The 23,077-nt window shown below is 61.1% G+C and carries 25 protein-coding genes and 1 pseudogene; 17 read left to right on the forward strand and 9 right to left on the reverse strand.

All coding sequences use genetic code 11. From position 1 onward, the window contains the following. Positions 1-20: 20 nt before the first annotated feature. The 10 genes from NCR93_RS30800 to NCR93_RS30845 all read left to right on the forward strand — a co-directional run bounded on the left by NCR93_RS30800 (position 21) and on the right by NCR93_RS30845 (position 10,397). A complete protein-coding gene (locus tag NCR93_RS30800; RefSeq protein WP_175982135.1) occupies positions 21-1,271 on the forward strand; it encodes an acetamidase/formamidase family protein in 1,251 nt (416 codons plus the stop codon). Positions 1,272-1,650: 379 nt separating this feature from the next. Beyond that, a complete protein-coding gene (locus NCR93_RS30805) occupies positions 1,651-2,619 on the forward strand; it encodes a CobW family GTP-binding protein (RefSeq protein WP_175982134.1) in 969 nt (322 codons plus the stop codon). A gap of 34 nt (positions 2,620-2,653) precedes the next feature. Beyond that, positions 2,654-3,157, forward strand: coding sequence for a DUF1097 domain-containing protein (locus NCR93_RS30810; protein WP_008345611.1), 504 nt, complete (start codon positions 2,654-2,656; stop codon positions 3,155-3,157). A gap of 28 nt (positions 3,158-3,185) precedes the next feature. After that, positions 3,186-3,929 carry a nitrile hydratase subunit beta gene (gene nthB / locus NCR93_RS30815; protein ID WP_175982133.1) on the forward strand — a complete coding sequence of 248 codons (744 nt, stop codon included), beginning with the start codon at positions 3,186-3,188 and terminating at the stop codon, positions 3,927-3,929. Positions 3,930-3,960: 31 nt separating this feature from the next. Then, a complete protein-coding gene (gene nthA, locus NCR93_RS30820) occupies positions 3,961-4,584 on the forward strand; it encodes a nitrile hydratase subunit alpha (RefSeq protein ID WP_008345607.1) in 624 nt (207 codons plus the stop codon). A gap of 10 nt (positions 4,585-4,594) precedes the next feature. Next, on the forward strand, positions 4,595-4,930 hold the full coding sequence (locus NCR93_RS30825) for a nitrile hydratase accessory protein (RefSeq protein ID WP_061119069.1): 336 nt from the start codon (positions 4,595-4,597) through the stop codon (positions 4,928-4,930). 29 nt (positions 4,931-4,959) lie between these two features. Beyond that, the gene (locus NCR93_RS30830; RefSeq protein ID WP_008345603.1) at positions 4,960-5,169 is read left to right on the forward strand and encodes a CbtB domain-containing protein; all 210 of its coding nucleotides are present in this window, start codon (positions 4,960-4,962) and stop codon (positions 5,167-5,169) included. 13 nt (positions 5,170-5,182) lie between these two features. Beyond that, positions 5,183-5,968 carry a CbtA family protein gene (locus NCR93_RS30835; protein WP_175982132.1) on the forward strand — a complete coding sequence of 262 codons (786 nt, stop codon included), beginning with the start codon at positions 5,183-5,185 and terminating at the stop codon, positions 5,966-5,968. Beyond that, positions 5,965-6,957 carry a GlxA family transcriptional regulator gene (locus NCR93_RS30840; RefSeq protein WP_008345598.1) on the forward strand — a complete coding sequence of 331 codons (993 nt, stop codon included), beginning with the start codon at positions 5,965-5,967 and terminating at the stop codon, positions 6,955-6,957. Before NCR93_RS30835 ends, NCR93_RS30840 begins: the two co-directional genes overlap by 4 nt. A 239-nt stretch (positions 6,958-7,196) precedes the next feature. Continuing rightward, positions 7,197-10,397, forward strand: coding sequence for a bifunctional diguanylate cyclase/phosphodiesterase (locus NCR93_RS30845; protein WP_175982131.1), 3,201 nt, complete (start codon positions 7,197-7,199; stop codon positions 10,395-10,397). Positions 10,398-10,510: 113 nt separating this feature from the next. On the opposite strand, the gene NCR93_RS30850 is transcribed toward NCR93_RS30845, so the two are convergent. Continuing rightward, a complete protein-coding gene (locus NCR93_RS30850; protein ID WP_008345595.1) occupies positions 10,511-11,212 on the reverse strand; it encodes a TMEM175 family protein in 702 nt (233 codons plus the stop codon). A 474-nt stretch (positions 11,213-11,686) separates the two neighbouring features. Between NCR93_RS30850 and NCR93_RS30855 the strand changes: the two genes are divergently transcribed. From NCR93_RS30855 to NCR93_RS30865, 3 genes are all read left to right on the forward strand, one after another. Further along, positions 11,687-13,378, forward strand: a complete 1,692-nt coding sequence (locus NCR93_RS30855; protein ID WP_175982130.1) for a methyl-accepting chemotaxis protein — start codon at positions 11,687-11,689, stop codon at positions 13,376-13,378. Positions 13,379-13,585: 207 nt separating this feature from the next. Beyond that, on the forward strand, positions 13,586-14,029 hold the full coding sequence (locus NCR93_RS30860; RefSeq protein ID WP_144403563.1) for a response regulator: 444 nt from the start codon (positions 13,586-13,588) through the stop codon (positions 14,027-14,029). 527 nt (positions 14,030-14,556) lie between these two features. Beyond that, positions 14,557-14,838, forward strand: a complete 282-nt coding sequence (locus NCR93_RS30865; protein ID WP_175982129.1) for a hypothetical protein — start codon at positions 14,557-14,559, stop codon at positions 14,836-14,838. A 176-nt stretch (positions 14,839-15,014) separates the two neighbouring features. On the opposite strand, the gene NCR93_RS30870 is transcribed toward NCR93_RS30865, so the two are convergent. After that, positions 15,015-15,602 (reverse strand): MarR family winged helix-turn-helix transcriptional regulator, encoded by a 588-nt coding sequence (locus NCR93_RS30870; protein ID WP_033535651.1) that lies wholly within the window; start codon positions 15,600-15,602, stop codon positions 15,015-15,017. Positions 15,603-15,837: 235 nt separating this feature from the next. Between NCR93_RS30870 and NCR93_RS30875 the strand changes: the two are divergent. Further along, a pseudogene (locus NCR93_RS30875) lies at positions 15,838-16,086 on the forward strand (MFS transporter); the annotation flags it as partial. A 62-nt stretch (positions 16,087-16,148) separates the two neighbouring features. Continuing rightward, positions 16,149-17,936 (forward strand): recombinase family protein, encoded by a 1,788-nt coding sequence (locus NCR93_RS30880; RefSeq protein WP_250532393.1) that lies wholly within the window; start codon positions 16,149-16,151, stop codon positions 17,934-17,936. Here NCR93_RS30880 and NCR93_RS30885 read toward each other — a convergent pair. The 7 genes from NCR93_RS30885 to NCR93_RS30915 are packed head-to-tail and all read right to left on the reverse strand — an operon-like array spanning position 17,933 to position 21,572. Next, positions 17,933-18,223 carry a hypothetical protein gene (locus tag NCR93_RS30885; protein WP_250532394.1) on the reverse strand — a complete coding sequence of 97 codons (291 nt, stop codon included), beginning with the start codon at positions 18,221-18,223 and terminating at the stop codon, positions 17,933-17,935. The two genes, NCR93_RS30880 and NCR93_RS30885, sit on opposite strands and share 4 nt — an antisense overlap. A gap of 13 nt (positions 18,224-18,236) precedes the next feature. Then, on the reverse strand, positions 18,237-18,410 hold the full coding sequence (locus NCR93_RS30890; protein WP_250532395.1) for a hypothetical protein: 174 nt from the start codon (positions 18,408-18,410) through the stop codon (positions 18,237-18,239). Next, positions 18,403-18,906, reverse strand: coding sequence for a hypothetical protein (locus NCR93_RS30895; RefSeq protein ID WP_250532396.1), 504 nt, complete (start codon positions 18,904-18,906; stop codon positions 18,403-18,405). The genes NCR93_RS30890 and NCR93_RS30895 overlap by 8 nt, the downstream gene beginning before the upstream one ends. Continuing rightward, the gene (locus NCR93_RS30900) at positions 18,903-19,175 is read right to left on the reverse strand and encodes a hypothetical protein (RefSeq protein ID WP_250532397.1); all 273 of its coding nucleotides are present in this window, start codon (positions 19,173-19,175) and stop codon (positions 18,903-18,905) included. Before NCR93_RS30900 ends, NCR93_RS30895 begins: the two co-directional genes overlap by 4 nt. Beyond that, entirely contained in the window at positions 19,172-20,413 is a 1,242-nt protein-coding gene (locus NCR93_RS30905; RefSeq protein WP_250532398.1) for a RecT family recombinase, read from the reverse strand. The genes NCR93_RS30900 and NCR93_RS30905 overlap by 4 nt, the downstream gene beginning before the upstream one ends. Then, a complete protein-coding gene (locus NCR93_RS30910) occupies positions 20,410-21,318 on the reverse strand; it encodes a YqaJ viral recombinase family nuclease (protein WP_250532399.1) in 909 nt (302 codons plus the stop codon). The genes NCR93_RS30905 and NCR93_RS30910 overlap by 4 nt, the downstream gene beginning before the upstream one ends. Next, entirely contained in the window at positions 21,315-21,572 is a 258-nt protein-coding gene (locus NCR93_RS30915; RefSeq protein ID WP_250532400.1) for a helix-hairpin-helix domain-containing protein, read from the reverse strand. Before NCR93_RS30915 ends, NCR93_RS30910 begins: the two co-directional genes overlap by 4 nt. Positions 21,573-22,342: 770 nt before the next feature. On the opposite strand from NCR93_RS30915, the gene NCR93_RS30920 reads away from it, so the two are divergent. Both NCR93_RS30920 and NCR93_RS30925 read left to right on the forward strand, forming a co-directional pair. After that, positions 22,343-22,573, forward strand: coding sequence for a hypothetical protein (locus NCR93_RS30920; protein ID WP_250532401.1), 231 nt, complete (start codon positions 22,343-22,345; stop codon positions 22,571-22,573). An 11-nt stretch (positions 22,574-22,584) separates the two neighbouring features. After that, positions 22,585-23,073 carry an HNH endonuclease gene (locus NCR93_RS30925; RefSeq protein WP_250532402.1) on the forward strand — a complete coding sequence of 163 codons (489 nt, stop codon included), beginning with the start codon at positions 22,585-22,587 and terminating at the stop codon, positions 23,071-23,073. Positions 23,074-23,077: the final 4 nt, after the last annotated feature.

Here is a 23,077-nt window from a genome sequence, read left to right on the forward strand (position 1 = left end):
CACTCGCCGAGGACGAATCAATGAAGCATTACACGCTGCCCGTTTCATCATCCACCGTGCATTGGGGATACTTCAGCAAACGGGTAGAACCGCGCCTCACGCTCGAGTCGGGCGACCGCGCCACCATCGAAACGCTGACGCATCACGCGAACGACGACCACGAGCGCATGATCGCGGGCGATCCGGGCGCGCAGAGCGTGTTCGAATGGACGCGCGAGCACAAGGCCGTTTCGCGGCGCGGCGCGGGTCCGACCGAAGGACCGTTCCGCCTCGGCGCTGGCGAAGGCGTGGGCGTGCATCTGCTCACCGGTCCGGTGGCAATCGAAGGCGCCGAACCCGGGGACGTGCTCGAAGTGCGCATCCTCGACGTCAGGCCGCGGCCGAGTTGCAGCGCGTGTCATGCAGGCAAGTGCTTCGGCTCGAACGTGGCCGCGTCGTGGGGCTTTCAGTATCACGATCTGATCGAGGAGCCGAAGCCGCGCGAAGTGGTGACCATCTTCGAACTCGATACTTCCGGCGAGCCGTATGCGCGCGCGGTCTACAACTATGTGTGGACGCCGCAGACCGACCCGGATGGCATCGTGCACGCGACGATCGATTATCCCGGCGTGCAGGTGGATCACCGGCTCGTGACGAAGCGCGAAAACATCTTGCCGGATATCCGCGTGCCGGCGCGACTGCATTTCGGCACCATGGGCGTCGCGCCCGCCGAAGCGGACTATGTCAGTTCGATTCCGCCGAGCTACACGGGCGGCAACATCGACGACTGGCGCATCGGCCGGGGCGCGACCATGTATTACCCGGTGGCGGTCGAAGGCGCGCTTTTCTCGGTGGGCGACCCGCATGCCGCGCAGGGCGACAGCGAACTGGGCGGCACCGCTATCGAAACATCGTTGACGGGGGACTTCGAATTCATCCTGCACAAGAAAGCGGATCTCGAAGGCACGCTCCTCGAAGGGCTCACGCATCCGCTGCTCGAAACGGATCAGCAATGGTCGGTGTACGGCTTCACGTTCCCCAACTATCTGGCCGAACTCGGGACGAACGCGCAAGTGGAAGTGGCGCAGCATGCGAGCCTCGACAAAGCCATGCGCGATGCCTTTCGCAAGCTGCGCCGCTTTCTGATGACGGTGCACGGCTTGAGCGAAGACGAAGCCATTGCGCTGATGTCGGTAGCGGCGGACTTCGGCGTGACGCAGGTGGTCGACGCGAATTGGGGCGTACACGGTTCGATCCGCAAGGAAGTGTTCAAGAACTACAAGAAGCGTTGATCGACGCGAATCAAGACATCGATCCATAGCCTGTCAATCCGCGCGCACGCGCGCGTCGCTTGCCTGACTGAGGCGAGCGGCCTGTCCATCCATCCATAACGTTCACGAAACCCTCGCCAAGGGAATGCCGGGTCGCGTCCGTTCGTATCGGCGGGCGAGAAGAGGGCATCGCCTGCACTTCGGCGATGCGCGTCGCGCACCAATGTGTTTCGTCGCCTTACGTGCGTTTTTGTCCGTCCGTGTCGCTTCGGAACAGAACGGACATGCGCTCATGCACGCCGCGCCAAGTATCGCCCGATGGCGGCCAAGCGCGGGAAATCGGAACGGAAGCCGCTAAAGGGTAGGCGTTCCTAATCGACGCACGCGAAGGATAACCCTCATGCGACCCGCCAAAGTGCCTGCCACTGTCATTACCGGTTTCCTTGGAGCCGGCAAGACCACGCTCGTGAATCACCTGCTCGAATCCACGCGGCCGATGCAGATCGGCATCGTCGTGAACGAATTCGGCGAAGTCGGTATCGACGGGCAGTTGATCGTCGCCGATGAACGCGCCGTGATCGAGATCAACAACGGCTGCGTCTGCTGCACGGTCCGCACCGATCTCGTCGCCAGCGTGCGCGACATGTTGATGCGCTTCGGCGATCGCCTCGCGCGTCTCATCATCGAAACGTCGGGCCTCGCCGATCCCGCGCCGGTGCTGCAGACCTTTCTCGCCGATCCCGACGTGCGCGAGCGCGTGGAACTGGAATCGGTCGTCGCCGTGGTCGATGCAATGCACGCGCAATCCCAGCTACATGACGACATCGCGCGGGAGCAAGTGGTGTTCGCGGACCGCATCGTCATCAACAAGACCGATCTCGTTTCGACCGATGCCATCGATGCGCTCGTCGCCGGGATTCGCCGGCTCAATCCCACTGCACGCATCGAGTACGCGCAGCGTTCGAGGATCGACGCCCATGCGCTTTTCGGCACGCGGAGCTTTTCGGTCGACAACCTGCTCGCCATCGAGCCGAATCTGCTCGACGAAGACGGCCACGATCACGAACACGACGACAGCATTGCATCATGCGCGATCGTGGTGCCCGGCGGCATCGATGCGACGCGTTTCAACCGCTGGATCAATCAGCTCGTGCAAACGCAAGGCACACAACTTCTGCGCATGAAAGGCGTGCTCAACATGCACGACGAACCGCGACGCCTGCATTTCCATAGCGTGCATATGTTGCTCGACACCACGTTCGGCCGTGCGTGGATGCGCGACGAAACACGAGAGAGCCGTTTCGTGATGATCGGCCGCGACATCGACGCCGCGCGAATGCGCGACGGCCTTCTGAGTTGCATGAACTGAAGCCTTCATTCATTTCTTCTTCAAGGAGCTACGCATGAAAAAGCCAGAGGCATACACGGTGAGCATCGGCGTATTGGCGGTCGTCGATACATGGCTCACCGGCACGATCTTTCCGGTTCCGGTTTGGGTGACGTTCATCGCGTGGGCGTCGTTCTTCGTGCTCGGCGGCGGGCGCGCGGGCTTCGTCAAGAGCGTGGCGTCGAATCTCACGGGACTCGTCATCGCTTCGCTTACCTTGCTCTGCATTGCGACGACGAGCGGCGGCGCGATCGCGGTGGCCGTGCTGGTTGGCATCGGCAGCGCGGCGATGGTTCAGGCGTCGAAGATCAAATTGCTCGATGTGTTGCCCGCGATCGTCTGGGGCTTCGCCTCGACGGTCGGCACGATGGTCGCAACGGGCAAGGCGATCACCACGGCCGGCATCGGCAATCCTGCGCTGGTCGCGGCCGCCGCGCTCGTTACCGGCGCAGTGTTCGGCTTCGTCTCGGAAGTGGTCGGCGAAGCCCTGCAATTCAGACGCGAGCATCGGCTCGGATAAGACCGTTTCCATTCAAGCGGAGCACAACATGAAGCTGCAACATCATCTCGGCGGCATCGAAAATCTGGGGCCGGTCAGCACTGAAAAGCGCGTATTCGTCGAGCCGTGGGAGAAGCGCATCTTCGGCATTCATACGGTGATGATGGCGGAGAGCGCGCATCTGTCGGACACGCCGCATCGCTATCCAGTCGATACGCTGCCCACCGCCTTCAAGAGCAACTGGACCTGGGCCTCGCTGCGCACCGGCGCCGAAGACATGCAGCCGTTCGAGTACTTCAAGTATCGCTACTACGAGAAATGGCTCGGCGGCATTGCGCAGTTTTTTGTCGATCAGGGGTATGTGTCGGCGGAGGAACTCGCTGAGAAAACCGCCCACTACAGCGCGCACCCGGACGCGCCTTTACCCGATCGCCCCAATGCCGAACTCGCGGCGCAGATCGACGCCTATTTGCAGCACGGCGACTCGGGCTATCACGCGCTCGACGGCGCGGCGCGCTTTCGAGCGGGCGATGCCGTGCGTATCGCCGATCCCGAAGCGGTGGACCACACGCGCTTGCCGGGGTATTTGCGCAACAAGACCGGCGTGGTGGATCTCGTCTATCCCGGCGCGTTCTCCTATTTCGTCTCGACGGGCGTGGACGGTATCGGCGCGCCGATGCCTGTGTATCGCGTTGCCTTCGACGCCGCGTCGATCTGGGGCGCCGGCAAAAGCGAGCCGAACACGACCATTTACGCCGACCTGTACGAAGCCTACGTGCAGGCCGCCGATTGAACTCGAACATAAGCCAACCCCGAGCGAACCCATGAGCCAACTCTTCGAATTTTCCGGCGACCGCGAAGCATCGAGCGCCGCCAAAGTGCGTGCGCTGGAAGCCTTGCTGATCGAAAAAGGCGTGATTGCCACCGACTCCGTCGATGTCGTGCTCAAGCACTTCGAGACGATGGCCGGCCCGTTCAACGGCGCGAAGATCGTCGCGCGCGCATGGGTCGATCCGGACTACGCGAGACGTCTCGTCGAAGACACGCCGAAGGCGATCGCCGAACTCTCGCTTCCGCTCGGCATGGCGGGCGCGGAAGGCGAGCATATGGCGGCGGTCGCAAACGACGCGAACGTGCATAACCTCATCATCTGCACGCTGTGTTCGTGTTATCCGTGGCCGGTGCTCGGCCTGCCGCCGTATTGGTATAAGGACCCTGTATTTCGCGCGCGCGGCGTGCGCGAACCGCGCGCCGTCCTGCAGGAATTCGGCGTACAGGTGCCTGCCACGAAGGAGGTGAAGGTGTGGGACAGCAGCGCGCAGATTCGCTGGTTCGTGGTGCCCGAGCGCCCCGCGAACACGGAGCATCTGAGTGAGGAAGAACTCGCCGCGCTCGTTACGCCCGAGTCGATGATGGGCGTCGCACTCGTCGAAGCGCCCGCAGCCTGAGGAGCGTGCCATGTTCACGCGTTTCGAAGAATACGCTGCCGCGTCGATGCTCGGCGCACCAGATTCTCCGCCGCGTCTCGACGGCAAGCTGCTGTTCACCAATCGCTGGGAGCGCGATGTGTTCGGCCTCGCGCTCTCGCTATCGAAGGCGGGATGTTTCGAGTGGGAGGACTTTCGCCAGAGCCTGATCGCGTCCATCGCGAAGTGGGAAGCAATCGAATGCGCGAATCAGCCGCGCTGGGACTACTACGAACGTTTTCTCGAAGCGCTGCTGAACGTGGTCGAGACGAGCGGCGTGCTGTCGCGCCGGGAGATCGAAGCGATCGTCGCGGCGCGCAGCCGTTAACATTTTTCCGACTCTTTTGGAGGTACTTCATGAATCAAGCTGTCCTGCATTCCACTGACACGTTCGAACCGATTCCACTGCGCGAACTGCTGCCGTGGACGATCTTCGGCGGATTGCTGATGCTGCTGGCGCTGTATTTCGTCGGCGCGGAGCAGGGTGCTACCGCGGTCTTTCAGGGCACCGCCATTCACGAGTTCGTGCATGACGGACGCCATCTGTTGGGCTTCCCCTGCCACTGACGAGGAGACGACGATGGTCGGCAAACTGTTGATGCGCGGCATGCTCGCGGGCCTCATCGCGGGACTGCTGGCGTTCTGCTTCGCGCGGGTGGCGGGCGAGCCGCAAGTCGAACGCGCGATCGCTTTTGAGGCCCATGAAGCGCACGAGCACGCTCACGCCGGCGATGCGCCCGAGCCTGAAATCGTCAGTCGTGAAATGCAAGCGGGCGTGGGCTTGCTGACGGGCGTACTCGCGTACGGCGCTGCATTCGGTGGGCTCTTCGCGTTGTGCTTCGCCTATGCGTGGGGACGCGCGGGAAGCATGGGCGCGCGGCCGCTTGCAGCATGGCTTGCGCTCGCGGCTTTCGCCGCCCTGGTGGTGCTGCCGGCGCTGAAATATCCGGCGAATCCGCCTTCGGTGGGCGCGGCGGAAACCATCGGCGTGCGCACCGCGCTTTATTTTTTATGCATGGGGATTTCCGTCGCCATTACACTGCTGTCGATAGCTTTGCGCCAAGCCCTGTCGCGCAAATGGGGCGATGCCAACGCGACGCTCGCCGGTCTGCTGGCTTTCGCGATCATGGCCGCCGCGATGCTCGCGCTGTTGCCGGCTATCGACGAAGTGCCCGCCGAGTTTCCCGCCGCGTTGCTGTGGCAATTCCGGGTGGCGTCGATCGGCATGCAGGCGATCATCTGGACGGTCATCGGCGCTGCGTTCGGCGTGGCGGCGGAGCGCATGGCGTTGCCCGGCGCTGCGCGCGTGCGTCGAGGCATGCCCATGAGCAAGTCTGTTCTCAGAGGATCCGGATATCCGCGATGAAACGCATCAAGGTCGGAATGCTCGTCTTTCCTGGATTTCAGCTGCTCGACATCGCCGGGCCGAAGGATGCGTTCGCCGAAGTCAAGGTGCTGAGTTCAGGCGAGTGCGAGTACGAAATGATGATGGTCGGCACGACGCGGGGCACGGTGCAATCGTCGAGCGGCCTGACTACCGTGCCGGATCGTACGATCTTCGATCCGTGCCCGGAGTTCGACACCATCATCGTGCCGGGCGGGCTCGGCATCTTCGACGCCTTCGACGATCCGGCGCTGAGCAACTGGCTGCGCGCGCAGCATCGGCAGTGCCGCCGCGTGTCCGCTATCTGCAACGGGTTGTTCGCCCTCGGCTCGGCGGGGCTGCTCGACAACAAACTGGTGACGACTCACTGGATGGACGTGCCCCGGCTCGCCAGCACTTTTCCGAAGGCGCGCATCGAGCCGGATCATATCTTCGTTCGCGACGGCAGCATCTACACGACGGCCGGTGTCACGGCGGGCATCGACCTCTCGCTCGCGATGATCGAAGACGACTTCGGCCGGCAAATGGCGCTCGATGTCGCCAAGTATCTGATCGTCTATCTGCGGCGCTCGGGCGGGCAGTCGCAGTTCAGCCCGCTGCTGGAAACGCAGGCTTCGCCGGGTTCGCAGACTATCGAAGTCCAGCAATTCATGCTGGATAACCTGCATGTGGATCATACGGTCGCGTCGCTCGCGGAACGCGTGCATATGAGCGCGCGCAATCTCTCGCGCATCTTCGCCAAGGATTGCGGCATCACGCCGATGACTTACCTCGCCAATGCGCGCATCGATGCCGCGCGGCGCTACCTGGAAGCCACGGACTTGCCGCTGAGAGTCATCGCACACCGATGCGGCTTCGAGGACACCGACAAATTCCGCCGCACCTTCCTGCGCCGTCTGCAGATCAGTCCGGTCGATTATCGCAACCGGTTTAGATCGATGAACAAGCAAGAGTCGCTCAGTGCGGTCTGAAGAGACTCGCCACGCGGGGATGATGCGCTGAGCGTGACTTTTCCGGCACTAAACGCGTGCATGGCCATGCACTTCTTCGGGGCTAAAGCGGCGCACTAGGACTTTAATTAAAGGTTAATTTTGGCGAGCCGTAAGAGGCGTAATAGATAGGTGGGCGAACACGATCGCCGGCGGCCATTCGCTGCCCTGTGAGCGCCCGCCTGCATGACTCTTCTTGCACGTTTCCAAACGTCTCGCCCATGAAACGGAATCCTTTCTTCAAGCTGCTCGCGCGTTTGCGCGTGGGGCACAAGTTGCTGCTCATCTACCTGCTCGATCTCAGCGCGGTGATCTACATCAGCGGGATTCTGATTCACGAAAAGTATCTGGCGATCGATTTTTCGAACAAGGAGATTGTCGGCAACGCGTATGTTCACGAGGTCGAACATGGCATCACGTCCATCGCGATGGCGGGCGCGGGCAAACCGCCGACGGCGGCGCAACTCGATGCCGAGATCGACAGGCTCGTTCGTGCCGAGCAGCAATACGGCGCGCAGATGGGAAGCGCGGAGCCGAGCAACGCGCTGCGGACCGCTCTGCAGACGATGGCGCACGAACGCGAAGTCGGGATCGCGTCGACGGACCAGGCGCTGACGGCCTCCCGCGATCTGATAACGCGCATCGGTAATCAGTCGAACCTGATTCTCGACCCGGATCTCGACAGCTACTACGCGATGTCGCTCTCGATCTTGCGCTATCCCGCGCTGCTGACCGCGGTGAACAGCATCGGGCGCCATCTGCACGACGGCGCTCACGCCCGCTCGCGAGAGGAAGTGCGTTCGCGTTATCTGGTCCTCGAAGGGCAACTCGACGGGGTCATGCAAGGTTTGCGGTCGGACTACGCCGAGGCGGGGGCTGCCAATCGTCAATTCGAGCGCACACTCAGCCCGTCGTTTGATCGAATGCGCATTGCCGTCGAGGCATTCAGGCGTGCGGCGCGCGTGGTGGTGGACGACAACGTGGCGCCGGATGCAGCTGTGCTGATGATCGTCGACAGCGCGCAGCAAGCGCTCGTTCAAAGCGTAGACGGCCTCTGGCGCGATACCGGCGAGCAGCTAGACGGCCTGCTGCATGCACGCGTGCAAGCCCTGTTTTCGCGCATGTGGCTGCATTTGGGCACGGCGCTTTTCCTGCTCTGCGCCATCCTGACACTGGTTTATTGCGTCGCGCAGCAGATTTCGTCGCCGCTACGCAAACTCGCGCGCGTGATGGATGTGGTGCGCCGCACCGGCGATCACACGAAGCGCGCCGACTGGGACAGTCAGGACGAGATCGGCCAACTCGTGCGCGGCTTCAACGAAATGCTTGCGCAACTGGATCGCGAACGCGTCGTGCAGAAGGAATTGGCGGCGACCGCCCGCGCGTCGGCCGCGCAATCAGCGCTCGTGGAAGCCACGCCCGTGCCGATGGTCGTCACCGCCATTCCCGGCCACGAGGTATTGCACGCCAATGCGCCTGGACTCTTCTGGCTCAATGGGAGCAGCACCGACCCGTGGGCTCAGGGTCTCGACTCCGCGACCCGCGCGCGCTTCTTTCAGCAACTTTCCGACCGCGAAGCCATCGACGAATTCGAAGTTCACTGGAAAGCGACCTCGCAGCCGAGCTGGGCGATGCTGTCGGCGCGCCGTCTCGACTTCCAGGGACGCGACGCCATTCTCACCGCCTTCACGCCGATCAATCAGATCAAGCTCATGGAGCAGCGGCTGGAACTGTGGGGCAAGGTGTTCGAGGCATCGTCCGAGGCGATCGTCATCCTGAACGCCGAGGCGCGTCTGCTCACTGCGAATCCTTCGTTCTTTCGCGCAACCGGTTATCGGATGGACGACGTGGCGGGCAAGCCGCCGGCCTTCATCGACACGCAGGCGCAGGAAGACGAAAACGGTCCGCTGGGTAACCTCTTGCAACGCGTCGGGCGCAGCAGCACCTGGCACGGCGAAGCGCAAATAAGCCGCCGCGAGGGCGGTGATTATCCGGCGTGGCTCATGATCAGCGCGGTACACGACAAGCGCGGCACCGTATCGCATTACATCTGCACGCTGATCGACATCACGGACCGCAAGAAGAGCGAAGCGCGCATTCAGTTTCTCGCGCAGCATGACGTGCTCACCGAACTGCCCAACCGTGCACTCTTTGCCGCGAAACTCGGCGTTGCCATCGCAGCAGCGCAGCGAACGCGGCAGCGCGTCGCGGTGCTGTTCATCGATCTGGACCGCTTCAAGAACATCAACGATTCGCTCGGACATCACATCGGTGATGGCCTGTTGCGGTCCGTGTCGCGACGCCTGCTCAATGCGGTCGGCACCCACGACACCGTGAGCCGCCTGGGCGGAGACGAGTTCACGGTGCTGCTCAACGGAGTCGGTCACGCGAGCGAAGTGGCGCGCAGCATCGAACAGCGGCTGCTCCCGCTGCTTCGCGAAGCGCATGAAGTGAGCGGGCTGACACTGCAGGTTGCGAGCAGCATCGGCGTCGCACTATATCCGGATGATGGCGAAGACATCGATACGTTGATGCAGAACGCCGACGCCGCGATGTATCAGGCCAAGTCTGCCGGACGAAATCAGGTCAAGTTTTTCTCGGCCGACATGGCCGAACAGGCGAGGCATCGGCTCACGCTGGAAACGTGTTTGCGCACGGCTATCGAGTTCGGCGAGTTGCGGCTCGAGTGGCAGCCGTGCCTCGAAGCGCGGTCCGGTGCGCTCGCGAGCGTCGAAGGACTGCTGCGCTGGAAGAGCGCGGTACTGGGTGAAATCGGTCCGGCTGTGTTTATCCCGGTGGCGGAGGACACGCGCCTCATCGTTTCCATTGGCGCGTGGGTGATCGAGGAAGCGTGCCGGCAGCTTGCCGCCTGGCGCGACGAAGAGGGCCTCGAAATACGCGCGTCCGTCAACATTTCGGCGCTCCAGCTACGCGAGCCGGAGCTCGTTGCGGCGCTTGGCACGAGTCTGCTCGCGCATGGCGTGCCGCCGCATTGCCTGGAACTCGAAATCACCGAGACGGTTCTCATGGATGGCGCCGAACACTACGCGCAAGCCATTCACGCCATTCGCGGGCTAGGCGTCAAGCTCTCGCTCGACGACTTCGGCACCGGCTACTCGAGTCTCAGCTATCTGAACCGGTTTCCGCTCGACCGTCTGAAGATCGACCGCGCGTTCGTGCGAGACATGCTCGACGCATCTGCCGATCTTGCCATCGTCAAGGCGATCGTCGATCTCGGGCATGAGCTTGGTTTGCGCGTGGTGGCCGAAGGGGTGGAAACCGGCCATCAAGCGCAGGTATTGCGCAAGATCGGCTGCGATGAGTTGCAAGGTTTCCTGTTCGCACCGGCGATCCCAGCCGAGGAATTGGTGCTGTGGAACAGGGCGCGGCAGGACGAGGCGCTCGATGCTTCGCCGGCTTGAGGCGAAGCATCGAGGCCGGCGCCCGTACAGCCGTCGAACTCTGCTGGAATGACGAGCGAGAATTGAGCAGACGGCCGGATTTGGCCGATCCCGCTCGAGGCAGCGCGCCCCCTTTACTTGCCTAATTTCTCAGCCTCGCTCGGCTCCTCTCTGGGGTTGTAGCGCGGCGTGGGCTGTGGCAGCAGAAAGAAGGCGATGGACAGCAGTGCAATGGCCACGCCGATGCGGCACGCCGCGATCGCGACGGGAACTGCAGCGATCTGAACCAGCGTCGCAGCGCCGTAGCGGCGCGTCATCTGCTGGAGGAAATCCGGCGCGAGCCGTTCGTCCATCAGCCGGCGGCCTGGCATTGCATAGAACCACTTCGCCATCCAGGTGCAGGCGGTCAGGGCAAGACCGGCAACGAGGGTTACTGATGCGACGGGCTCGAAGCCCGTGCCGAGGTGAAAGCACCACACGCGGATCGGATAAGGAATGACGACGATCGCCAGCAAGAACAGGAGGTTGATCACGCCGAACCAGTGATCGCTCTTTGCATAAATGCGACCCGAATAATGGTGTTGCAGCCAGTAGGCTCCGATCACGACATAGCAGAGAACGAGCGCGAGATATTCGCGCCACTGCTCCGCCATGGCGCTTGCCAGGTCGCTGTAGTCATGCGTGCCCTCGGGGGATCCGGGAACCTTGATCTCGACGATCAGCAGGGTCAGCGCGATCGCGAAAACCGCGTCGCTGAATCCCTCGAAGCGGTCGAGTCCGCGCTCGGCACCATGCGTTTCCGTGTCGGCAGATTTACGCCTGTTACGTAGCATCATCTGAGTCCTTTCGCGCTCGGCAAGATCAGAGTCACCGGCCGAAAAACGGCAACGCTTTTCCTTTGCGTGCCGCCTTCATTGGCAGCCGACGAAGCACGGCCCGGACGACTCGCGCGTTCGCAAGGCTGACTCGAGCGCCGAACCCGTCTGACGCGGCCCCGCTACGACGGCGTCGCGGCGGAAAGACTCGAAGCATTCGGTGTGCCGCCCACGCGTTCGCAAGCGGCGGTTGGGCATCACGATACCGGCCGACCAGACGTAGTTTTGCTTGAAAGGGGTCAAGTCGACCTTTGAACACGTCCGACGGGGGAACGCTCGCGTACCGCGGCAGCGTGTCCGCAGCGCGTCCCGCGGTCGGCCAGACGAAAACCGGATGTCCGCCGCGATCCTCGACTCAAGTGCTTGCGGTTAGTGCCGTTAGCAGGGAGGACGCCGCGAATTGCCGCGACCACAACCATGCACACGGAATCTGCAATGAAAGTTTCTACTCGGCTGACACTGTTAGCCGTCACAGCGCTTATCGCTTTGCTCGCAGTCGGAGGATACAGCGTCTATAGCGAGCGACGCGCAATGCTCGATGCGAAACAGGCGGAGATAGTCAACCTGTTGAAAATGGCCGAGCACCTCGCTGAGTATTATCACAATCAGGAAGTTGCCGGTGCGATGACTACGGAGCAAGCGCAGTCCGCAACGAAGACCGCTTTGAACAGGATGAATCATTCCGATCAGAGTTACTTCTGGGCCCGCCTTCCGGATGGGACCTCGCTCGTTCATCGCAAACAGGAGAACATCGGCAAAATCCTGCTGGGCAAGGCGCCGGACGGACGGCCAGACACAGAGTTCTATCGCGAGATGCTCGCCAAGGAGCACATCCCCGTGGTGATGGTGGTTACCGCCCACCCATCGACCGGCGTCATGACAGGCAAGATGAACGGCATTGTCGAGTTCAAGCCTTGGGGCTGGTGGATCGGCACCGGATTCTTCACCGACGATATCAGCGCCACCATCCTGCATACGACGCTTCAGACTGCCGGCTTGATAGGTGTAGCGCTCTTGGTCATTGCTGCGTTGGCGTGGAAAATCATACGCAGCGTCACGGGAGCCCTCGGCGGAGAACCAGAGTTTGCCGCGCGCGTTGTTCGGGAGATTGCAGGCGGAGACCTCGGTTCGCCAACGCCCTTGAAGGACGGTGATGACCGCAGCCTTCTCGCGGCAGTCGAAAGCATGCGCCGTGGTCTGCAAGACATGGTTATCACGATCCGCACAAGTTCGGAATCCGTATCATCTGGCGCTGTTCAGATTGCGGCTGGCAATACCGACCTCTCGAGTCGCACAGAGCAGCAAGCGGCATCGCTGCAAGAAACCGCCGCGAGCATGGAGGAACTGACGGCGACGGTTAAGCAAAACTCGGAGAACGCCCAGCAAGCGAGCGGACTGGCGGACAACGCGAATGCGGTCGCCAACGAGGGAAGCGCCATCATCGGTCAGGTGATTCAGACGATGGATGGCATCGAGCAGAGCTCCGAAAAGATCGCCGAAATCATCGGGATTATCGAAGGCATCGCATTCCAGACCAACATCCTAGCGCTCAACGCTGCAGTCGAAGCAGCACGCGCCGGCGAGCAGGGCCGCGGCTTTGCCGTCGTTGCGAGCGAAGTGCGCAACCTTGCGCAGCGGTCATCGACGGCCGCCAGGGAGATCAAGGATCTCATCGAAACGTCAGGCGGAAGAGTCCAAGAAGGGACCGTACTCGTCGCACAGGCAGGCGAGACGATGAAGCGCGTGGGCACGGCGATCCAGCGAGTCACCGACATCATGGGCGAGATCGCGTCCGCATCCAACGAGCAAAGCCGTGGCATCGAGCAAGTGAATCAAGCTATCTCGCAGATGGACGAGGTGACGCAGCAGAACGCCGCGCTCGTTGAAGAGGCAGCGGCCGCGGCAGGTTCGATGGAGGATCAGGCGAAGCAACTGACCGCCGCCGTAGGCGTGTTTCGCACCGGTCAGACGCTCGCCGTCAAGCCAATCAGTCATCGCGCTCCTCAGACGCCGCGACCCGCACTCGCCGAAAAGAGCGGGACGACGCCGCGCGTGCCGAAGCCTTCGAGCGGGCAGAAGCCGGTTGCAGTCGCGGCGGCGGCTGACGGCGACTGGTCGACGTTCTGAGCGTGGCGGGCGGCCGATGCCTTGGCCTGAGTCGGCGGCGAAGGCTTGCGTCGAATTCGACGCGTTGTCTCGATCGGACGTCCTTGGGCTCGCTCAACACCGTCGTCTCGAAAGGCGGCCGTTGTAGTGAATCAATAGTGCGAAGCATCTTGCAGGGGCGATAGCCAATACTTGCGAGCGCTTCTTTGAATGAAGGAGAAGGAAAGGGTGGTAAATGCTCACACGCGTTTGTTGGTGGTCGATGACATGGCCACCATGCGCAATCTGATCCGGAAAATGCTGAGAGCGATCGGTTATACGACCATCGACGAAGCAGAGGACGGAGTGTCAGCGCTCGAAAAGTTGCGCACGCAACAGTTCGATCTCGTCATAACTGATTGGAACATGCCCAATATGGACGGGCTGACTCTCCTGCAGGAGATCCGCAAGTCCGATCTGGCCGAACTGCCGGTATTGATGGTGACCGCCGAAAAGCGGCGCGAGAACGTGCTCGCCGCGATCAACGCCGGTGCGAGCGGCTATATCGTGAAGCCGTTTTCAGAAGCCGCGCTCGCAGACAAGCTGGCTCAAATTGCGCCGCCTTTAGCCAGCGCCGCGCCGACAGGTAAGGACACATCGGGATTCGGCGCGATCTTCGAGAGAACCCTATGATGGCGCGAGCGCTCTGCTTGGTCGCTCGCAAGCGACACAAGAGGATTTTTTCGGCGTCTGCGAGAAGCGCTCGAGCGTAGTTTCTACATAACCGGCGGCGTAGACGGCAGGGCGCTGAGCATGGAGCGCGACCGGTGGCCGGATGCTGACTCGCGTTTAATCGACTACGCGATGCGTCTGGCTGGCCGTCGCTGGGACTCACCATCCGCCTCGGTGCGCGCGTGAGGGCCGTGCCGATGCCGCGGATGTCGCGCTGAACCTGCATCGCGTGCGCCCACCCGAGCAGGTGCGCCCGCCGTTTGCATTCGACGATGGACCATGACCAGCCTCCGTGAGCCGGCCGTCAACGTTGTCCTTCATTCGCGCCAGTGGACGGCACGCCGGCCGGACTTGGAGGATCGCGTAATTCAGCGTCTTCGTTAGCGCGGTGGGGCGGGTTCTTGGGCTGTGCCGGACCGAGATCGGTGAGCCCGTCGAAATCGATCGGATTCTGAGGCGGCTTGCTGTTTTCCGTTCGTGCGGCGCACATGATCGGCTCCATCGTTGTCTTGATTCTCAAGAACAGCAAAGGGTGTTCCGGCCGTTTGGGCATTCTTCGTGCTGCAGTCGATGTTGGGCGCCTCGAGGCGCTCACATTCACGTACCGATTGGAGCCGATCATGACCATTCCGCAGAACGAACCCGGCACTGACGTTGTCGATACCGACAAGGCGAAGCAACCCGACACGAAGCGCGCTGAACCGAAACAGGATTTGCCTTTGACGGAGGCTGATGACGGCAACACTCGGACGCCGCCGAATCCATCGTGACCGGCAAGGGACCGGCCATTAGCAAGCGTCCAAAACGCCCTTTGCACGTCATTCCCGCACCAGGCGCGCTTCTCGATCAGCACCCAAAAACTCGATGCGGAAATCGTGATGGATGACCGCCCAATCGATCCGTTCGAGGTCGCATGACGCGATCGGCGCGGAGGCGCTACGGCGCATCACGCGTCTTCAAAACTCTCGCCGCGCTCGGCGATCAGCTTGCCCAGTTCGCGCGTCGATAAGACGCGTCGCATGGGATTGGTCGAGCCCGACTCATCATCCGCGAGATTCTCGATGATCGTGAGCAGCACCTTGCGCGCTGTCTTGATTTCGCGGTCAGTCAAACCCGTCACGCTGATCTCGTTAACTTCCTCGGCAAGCGGAACCAGTTGGTCTTTCAATGCGCGCCCTTCGGCGGTGAGGAACACATGCGTGTTCTTCTTGTTGTCCGGCCGCTGCTGACGCTCGACGAGGCCCAGCTTCTCCATCGCAGTGACGGCGGCGAAGGTCGTCGGCGCCATCACGCCGGCCTGTTCGCTCAATTCGCGCTGCGTCAGGCCGTCTTTCTCCCACAGAATGCGCAGGAAAGTCCAGTGCCCGAACGACACCGAGTGCTCGGCGAGCCGCATCTGCAGTGCGCGCACCATCGAGCGCGTGGCGTCCTTTACAAGGTGCGCGAGGCGATCGTTGGGCACCGATTCGTGCCAATGGCGCAGCATCTCCGCGGTCTCGCGGGGCGCGCCCTCCACAGCCTTCTTTCGTGTCATGGCGGTTCGTTCCCGAATGCAGTTGGTCTTCCCGACATCATAGCCGCGCAGCCGTCGCGACCGCATCCGTTGCAAAGCGCGCAGAACTCCGTGCAAACCCGAACTTGTCCGCGCGCGCCTGTCTCCTTACCATAATGATTAGATATCGAATAAAAATAAGGTATGTCCGGGTCGCGGGAGGCATCTTTCTGCGCCAGGGCATCGTCCTCATGAGCATGGGAATCGGAGACGCTTTGTGGCCAAATCCACAGTCACGCAATTCATATCGGAATCGGACGCGGCGGCAGCGCGTGTAGAGGCCACATATCACAAGGTCACCTGGCGGCTGATGTCGTTCATCTTCGTCTGCTGGGTGCTCAATTATCTGGATCGCGTGAACGTCAGCTTCGCGCAACTGCATCTGAAGCAGGATCTCGGTCTGTCCGACGCCGCTTACGGTCTCGGCGTGAGTCTGTTCTTCATCGGCTATATCCTGCTGGAAGTGCGCTATCGAGCCATTCGTATACTAGACTTTAGAACGCGACCACAACAATTTGAGGACGCGTTATGACAAGGGCAAAAAAAGCGACGGTAGCGGCGAACAGCGCAAAACCGCGCGTGTATAGCTATCTGCGGTTCAGTAACATGCGACAGAAAGCGGGAACGAGTATGGAGCGGCAGCTTGAGTATGCGACCAAGTGGGCGACGGAACGCGGACTCGAACTCGACACGAATCTCGTGATGCGTGATGAAGGCCGATCGGCCTATCACGGCGAGCATATCAAGCGCGGTGCGCTCGGCAGGTTTTTGGAAGAGATCGAAAACGGAACAATCCCGCCCGGTTCCATTCTGATCGTCGAGGCGCTTGATCGACTGTCGCGCGAGACCGTACCCAAAGCGTTGACGCAGCTGCTCGCGATCATCGCACGCAACATTGCGGTCGTGACGCTGGCAGACAACCGCGAGTACAGCGGACCCGGCATCGAGAAGAACCCGATGGATCTGATGTTCTCGATCATGCTGATGGCGAAAGCACGCGAAGAAATCCAGAGCCGCGCAACACGTATTCGCGATGCGGCGCGCATCCGCGCCACGACGTTTGAGCGAGAACGCAAGCGCGTGGCCGTGGGCAAGGACCCGGGCTGGGTCAGATACAAAGAGGAAACGAACGAATACGAACTCGTCCCCGAGTTCGTCACGCCGCTGATGGCATTGATTCGCTACTTTCGCGGCGGCGCGTCTATGCGGTCCTGCTTCAAGATGCTGCGCGAGGACGGCATTCCGCTGCCGCCGCCACGGGTCACGAGCAAAGGTCGGGTATCGAAAAGCAGGCATGGGAAGGTTGAGCACGGACTTGCGAACACCTCGCGGCTTGTCGAGATGCTGAGCAATCGCGCGCTGATTGGCGAAAAAATTATTGTTCTCGGGCGGTCGGAAGAGAACCCGGACGGTGAATCGCTGACGATCAAGAACTACTATCCGCCTCTTATGACTGAAGCCGAGTTCGAGGAGTTGCAGCAGCTTCGCACGGTAAAAGGGCGAACGGTCAGGAGCAGCAGCCGTATCGTCGGCGTCATCAACGGTATCAACATAACGAAGTGCATGGTCTGCGGCATGGCGATGGGAGCGCAGAACGCGCTGTCGCGTAACCGGCGCGCCGACGGTCTGCCGCAGGACGGTCATCGGCGACTCGCCTGCACGGGCATCAAGAAAACCGATGTTCCTTGTCCGGCGGGATCGTTTTCCATCGTACCGATCGAGCGCGCCATCATGAACTACTGCAGCGACCAGATGAACCTGAGCGCGCTGTTCGTCGAGCAGAACGCGCAGCGTAAGAGCTTGAACGGAGAACTCGCATTGGCGCTCGCGCAAGTCGCCAAGACGAAAGCGATGATCCAGAAGCTGCTGGACCTGGTCGAACAGTCGGACGACAACGATACGGACGTCTATCGTGAACGCGTCAAGCAACGCAAAGCGGAGCAGAAGCAACAGGAGCAGCACGTTCTCGATCTGAAATATCGCATCGAGTCGGTCGATCGGGCGGCGCATCCGAAGATGGCCGAGGTCTGGCGTGATCTGCGCGAAGGTGTCGAGCGGCTCGATAATCAGGCGCGCACCAAGGCGCGGCAGCTGGTCTTCGATACGTTCGCGGAAATCCGAATCAAACGGACCAAGACCAATGCTGATGTTCTGATGATCGTGCTCAGATCACGTCGCGACGTGATACGCGTGTTCTACATCGATCGAAAGACGGGCGAGCGTGTTCGTGATGAAACGGTCGAGGAATACGTCGAAGAACTGACGCATCGTCGCTCGACCCGTAGAGGCCGAGCAGCGCCGGCGAAAGCGGCTTAGTTCGCGTCCGGTTCTTTATCGGCGAACAGGCCCTGCGGTCCAGACGTGACCCGCAGGGCCTTTTTTCCAATCAGCAAACGACGATACGCTTCGACCGCGACGTCCCAGACCTCGATAGCGAGCGCGGGACCGCTTTCGATAACCTGTCCGCTTGCCGTATCGATGACGGCGAGCGTCGCCGGCCGCCCGTCCTCGGTCGTGAACGTGAATCCGTCGCCCGCTTCGCCGATTACGACCGCATGCGCGAGCGCGGCATCGTCGAGCCGTTCCTGTTCACGCTTCTGCATGATGCCCGTCCGTTCACGGTGCCGTGTTGATTAGATAGAGTATGCCCCACGCCGACGCGGTGATCGCGAGCAAGATCAGCACGATCACGAGCGTCGTCAGCAGCCCGCCCACGATCTGCGCAACGACCGGCACGCGCCGTTGCCGTGCATCGAGCGAGCGCGGATCAAAGTAGCGTCGATCAGTCATCGTCCTCGTCTCCGTCAATCGTCGCTTCGCTCGTGTCGAGCGTGCCCTTGATCGTATGCTTGAGCACGGTCATGACGCGCGCAGCTTCTTCCTCGCTCGGATGGAACTGCAAGCGCCATATAAGTTCACACGTCCCGCCGGCATACGGCGTGATGCGCAGCTTATTGAACGTCGCATCGGCCAAGATGACCTCGTTCTTTTTCGCGCCGAGATGCAGCGTGAGCACGACCGGCGAAAGCGACAGATTCCACGGCAAGGGACCAAGTTGAGGGAAGCGTAGATGCGGCATATGCTGCGCGTCCTTGCCGAGCAGATCGCCGTCGCCGTTGGCGCGATAGAGCGACGGGCGCAGCTGATCGCTCAGCTTGTCGAGGATCGTGTTCGGTACGTTCATCTCGATACGCAGGTCCATTGCCAATACTTCGTCATCGCCATGAATCTCGACGCGCGGATTGGCTTTCGTGATCCGCAGTTCCGTTTGCTGGAAGTCGATCATAACTGGGCGTCTCCCTGAACGAGTACCGTGCCAATGTTGACCTGCGCGACGGCGTACGCGTTCGCTTCCTCGCGTACCTCGTCTGTCGCCTCGATTGCCTGCGCGTCGTCGAGTTCGACCAGAATGTCGGCGAGCTTGAACATCAGGAGCACACCGCCGAAAAATGCGCGCTGCATATCCGCGTGCTGGCCAAGACTCGCGCCGGGCGGAATGTTGGCTTTCGCAAAGTGCTGAAACTCCGTCGCGGTGAAGCGCGGACCGAGGATCATGACACGTCTCCCGTCTCGTCGCCGCCTTGCAGCCGGTTCATCGCCGCCTCGAACATCGTGCGCAGTTCCGCCTGCTGCTCCTTGCTGTCGACCTGCGCGATCAGATCCGCCGCGGCCCCGAGCGCGTCCGTGTCGCGGCGTCGTTCAGCGGCCTCCAGCGAACTCGCGACCTCGGCGAACGTTACCGTAAAGCCGTTATCGGCCGGAGCGCTCTGGGCGCTCGTAGGCGCGTCCCGGGCGTGTTTCTGGTCGTCCTGCTCGGCGGGCTGCTCGCCGCGCTGCTGTTTGGCCGCGCGCCGTCCTTCCTCGCGGCGGTCATCGTAGGCCGTGCGCGCGATCGCCTTTTCTTCATCGGTGCGCAGCCGTTCCGCGAGCGCGGCCGCCGCCGCCATATCGACCTTGTTCTTCGCATCACGAATTGCGATCAGCACTTCATCGAGCGTCGGGACGGGCTCGCGCGCAGCCGGAGAGCGGCGGTTCATACGCTGCTTCAATCGGGCGTTGCCAGTCTTGGGCACATCGTCGTCGCGCACCTCGTCCACCGCACCCATATCGCGCTCGTGTTCCTGCGCGGCGAGTTCTTCCGGCGTGTATGCGCCGAGAATCACATCAGGCGCATAGCGGCGTGACCACTTGCGCACGGCCAGATAGCCAAGCTGCTGCGCGGGATCGGTGGCCCATTGCGTCGAGAAGCGCGGATAGGCTTGCTGCATCGTGACGACAATCTCGCGCGGTTCGTCCTCGCCGATGAACGTCGCGCGCACGATCACGCCCAGCCCTTTCTCGTCGTCTTTGGTATAGGTGGCGACGTAGTACTTGCCGCCCTTATCGGACTTGCGTTCTTCGCACTTGCCGTTGACCTTCGACCAGTCACCGAAGTATTCATACTCGGGACGGCTGACGATCGGTGCGTTCTTGATGATGATCGCGTTGATTAGCTGCGCCTCGTAGCCGAGCAGCCCGCCCTGCGTGATATGCGTCTTTTGCAGTACGCCAATCGGGTTAATGCGCCACTGCATCGCCTGAATCATGACCGCGAGTACCGCGCCGGGCTTGTTGCGAAAGTGCTCAGGGATGACGATGCCGCCCTGGGCGATCGACTCGGCTACCGACTTAAGATCGACCATCGCCTGCGGCGATAGATCGATTGTCGTCAGCGCGCGACGCTCGGCTTCGATCGAGGGTTGCTGCTGCTGCCCCGGCTGTCCCTGCTGCTGCGGCTGCGGGATCGCGTTCATGCTGTTTCCTCCTTGGGGAGTTTGATTCGCAGTTCGAGGTATTGACAAGCGTCGACCGTATAGGCGCGGCGCTGGATGAATTTTCGATGGACTTCGCCGAAACCTTCGACGATGCCCACGGCGCTGTTTTCCATCGCCTTGAGAATGCGCGCCTTGCAGGTCTCGATTGCGGCGTCAGCCTGTTTCCTGACTTCCTGCTCGGCAATCATCATCTCGACATACGGGCGGATCTTCGGATCGAGATGACGCACCGACCCATCGGAGTGGGGATAGACTTTCTTCAACAGTTCGATCGCGCCCGGATGATCGAGATCATCGTCCTCGAGCGGCGGCGGCACGTCGGGCAGGACGTAGTTCTCCCAGAACTCGACGCACTTGGCGACGATCTCGGTGCTGATCGTGTCGTCGCGCGGGACCTCATAGATTTCCATCTTCTGTCCGCCGACCAACACCGGTACATAGAACTTTTCGAAGGACGGCCAGAGCGCGAAATAGAAGTGCACCTGAGCGAGCACGTACGCCGGCGCTGCGTCCGTGCCGGGCGTGCCCCAGTACTGCTTGAACGCCCAGTCGCTGGTCGTCTTGCCCTCAACCGCGGCGGCTTCGCCGACGACGCGCCGATCGATATGGCCGCCGAGAAAGTCGAATTGAGGATGCACGGTCATCAGGTTTTCGCGGCGCACGGACTTGCCGGTACGATGGGCGAACTCGTTCATGAGGATCGGTTCGAACAGCGTGCCGAAGCGCACGGCTTCAACGTCATCGAGATTGGGCCGCTCGATGCGGCCGGTCTGCTCCATCCACAGTTGCATGCGCAGCGCGAACGGCGAAACGCCGGCGATGATCGGTGCGTCACTGCCGCCCAAGATGCCGATGCGATCTTTGACACTGCGAGCGATCTTCATGATTTGCGACGCCTCTTGCTGATGGGAAGTCTCCCGCCTTTGAGCGTCAGCCCGAAATCGGCCAGCGCGAATTCAATATCGACGATCGCTCCGGGCCCGAGTCCGGGCAGCGCACGCAGATACGCGCGATCGACCTTGGTCAGCGCGTCCACCGTGCGCAAGCCGTCTCGGTCGAGCGCGTTACAGATTCGTCTAGGAAGGTTCAGAGCGGCACGAGTCGGAAACGGCCGCGTTTCAGATTCATCGTCGTCCATCCTTGTTCATCCCTGTGTGGCTGCCGTTATCCGATCCCGCCGCGCGAAGGTGCGATTAGATAAATGGCAACGAAAAAATGACCGCCGTCTATTCAAACTTTGAGAATCGACGGCATTCGCCCTTTCGCCTCGGAATCACACTTATTGGATTTCCGTGTCGTAATTAACGACTATCGCGCCGATAGGTTTTTTTCGTAGTTGGGTCGCAGCGCTGAGACTGAGTTGTATTCTCAGCGTTGAACAAAAGGAACATAGGGTATTTACCGCCGGGAAAACCCGCGCAACGTTTTATCCGCCGGATTGTCAGAGCTTTATTTGGTAGGGATAATGATTTACACGAGATACTTCGTTTATTGGTTTATTTAGTTGTCACACATTCGGCTAATCTACTGACTTACCCTTATGATCCGGACAGGAAACCCATAGGGTCTATAGCCGACGCCGGCGCGATCGCGCTTAACGATAGTCAAAAACCGTGCCGGAGAGATGCCCGTACGCTTTTCGTACGCCGCTACAAAGTCAATTTTCATGCCATCTATTTTTGAGAAATTTACCCGTTTGCACCGTTTTTGAGCGTGTTGTAAGTAATCGGTCGTTCGCCTTGCGGCGCGCGGGTTTGCGCCGAATATATGCGCGTTTTCCACGAAGCAGTATTTACTAAGCTCCGGTTTTTCTATCGCGAAGCCGTTGCCGCGGGCAGATTAAAGGAATAGCATTTTCTCCCGTGATCCCGTCGCGCGACGGTTGCATTTCGAGACCGGAGAAAATCCATGAACTCGAATCGGGAGACGTTTGCGCCTTCGAAAACGCGACGCCAACAGCAGTGGACCGACGCGCACGAGCGTGAGATTCAGTCGAGGACAGGCGACCTGTTCGAATGGTGGATCAATATGCGCTTCAAGGGCCGCCTCGCCGGTCCGAACACCGACATCAGCATGAGCGACGAGCTGCGCCTGTACAGCGCGCAGCAGGTCGCGCCATTACCGTTCACGTTCGCCTGACGGAGGCGATCATGACGGACTATTCCGAGAAGCTGCGCGACCCGCGCTGGCAAAAAGCGCGACTCGAAATCATGGAGCGCGACGGCTGGCGCTGCACGAACTGCGGCGCGACCCGCTCAACCCTCAGCGTTCATCATCGACGATACGTCAAGGGTCTACAGCCTTGGGAGTATCACGAAAGTTCGCTTGTCACGCTTTGCGGATGCTGCCACTACTGCTTGCATCAAGACGGAGGGCTATCAACGGTCGAACTGTTTGAGCGCGTCATGCTTGAACATGGTGCCGATCCTCGCCACATTTTCACAATTCTGGCCGCAGTCTGCGCGACGTGCGGACAAGACAGACTTGAGTCCCCGCAGTGGGACAGAATCGTTCGTCGATTTTTCGATGTGCTGATCGAGGAACAAGGTCTCGACGACCTTCGTTTTCCGAATCGTCGCGAAGCCGAAACGTGGATTGATGATCGATCGCGTAAATGGTTCGGTCCGGCGCAAAGGTGATGCG

Origin of the sequence: Caballeronia sp. ATUFL_F1_KS39 (assembly GCF_023630985.1) — a bacterium.
GTDB lineage: Bacteria > Pseudomonadota > Gammaproteobacteria > Burkholderiales > Burkholderiaceae > Caballeronia > Caballeronia zhejiangensis.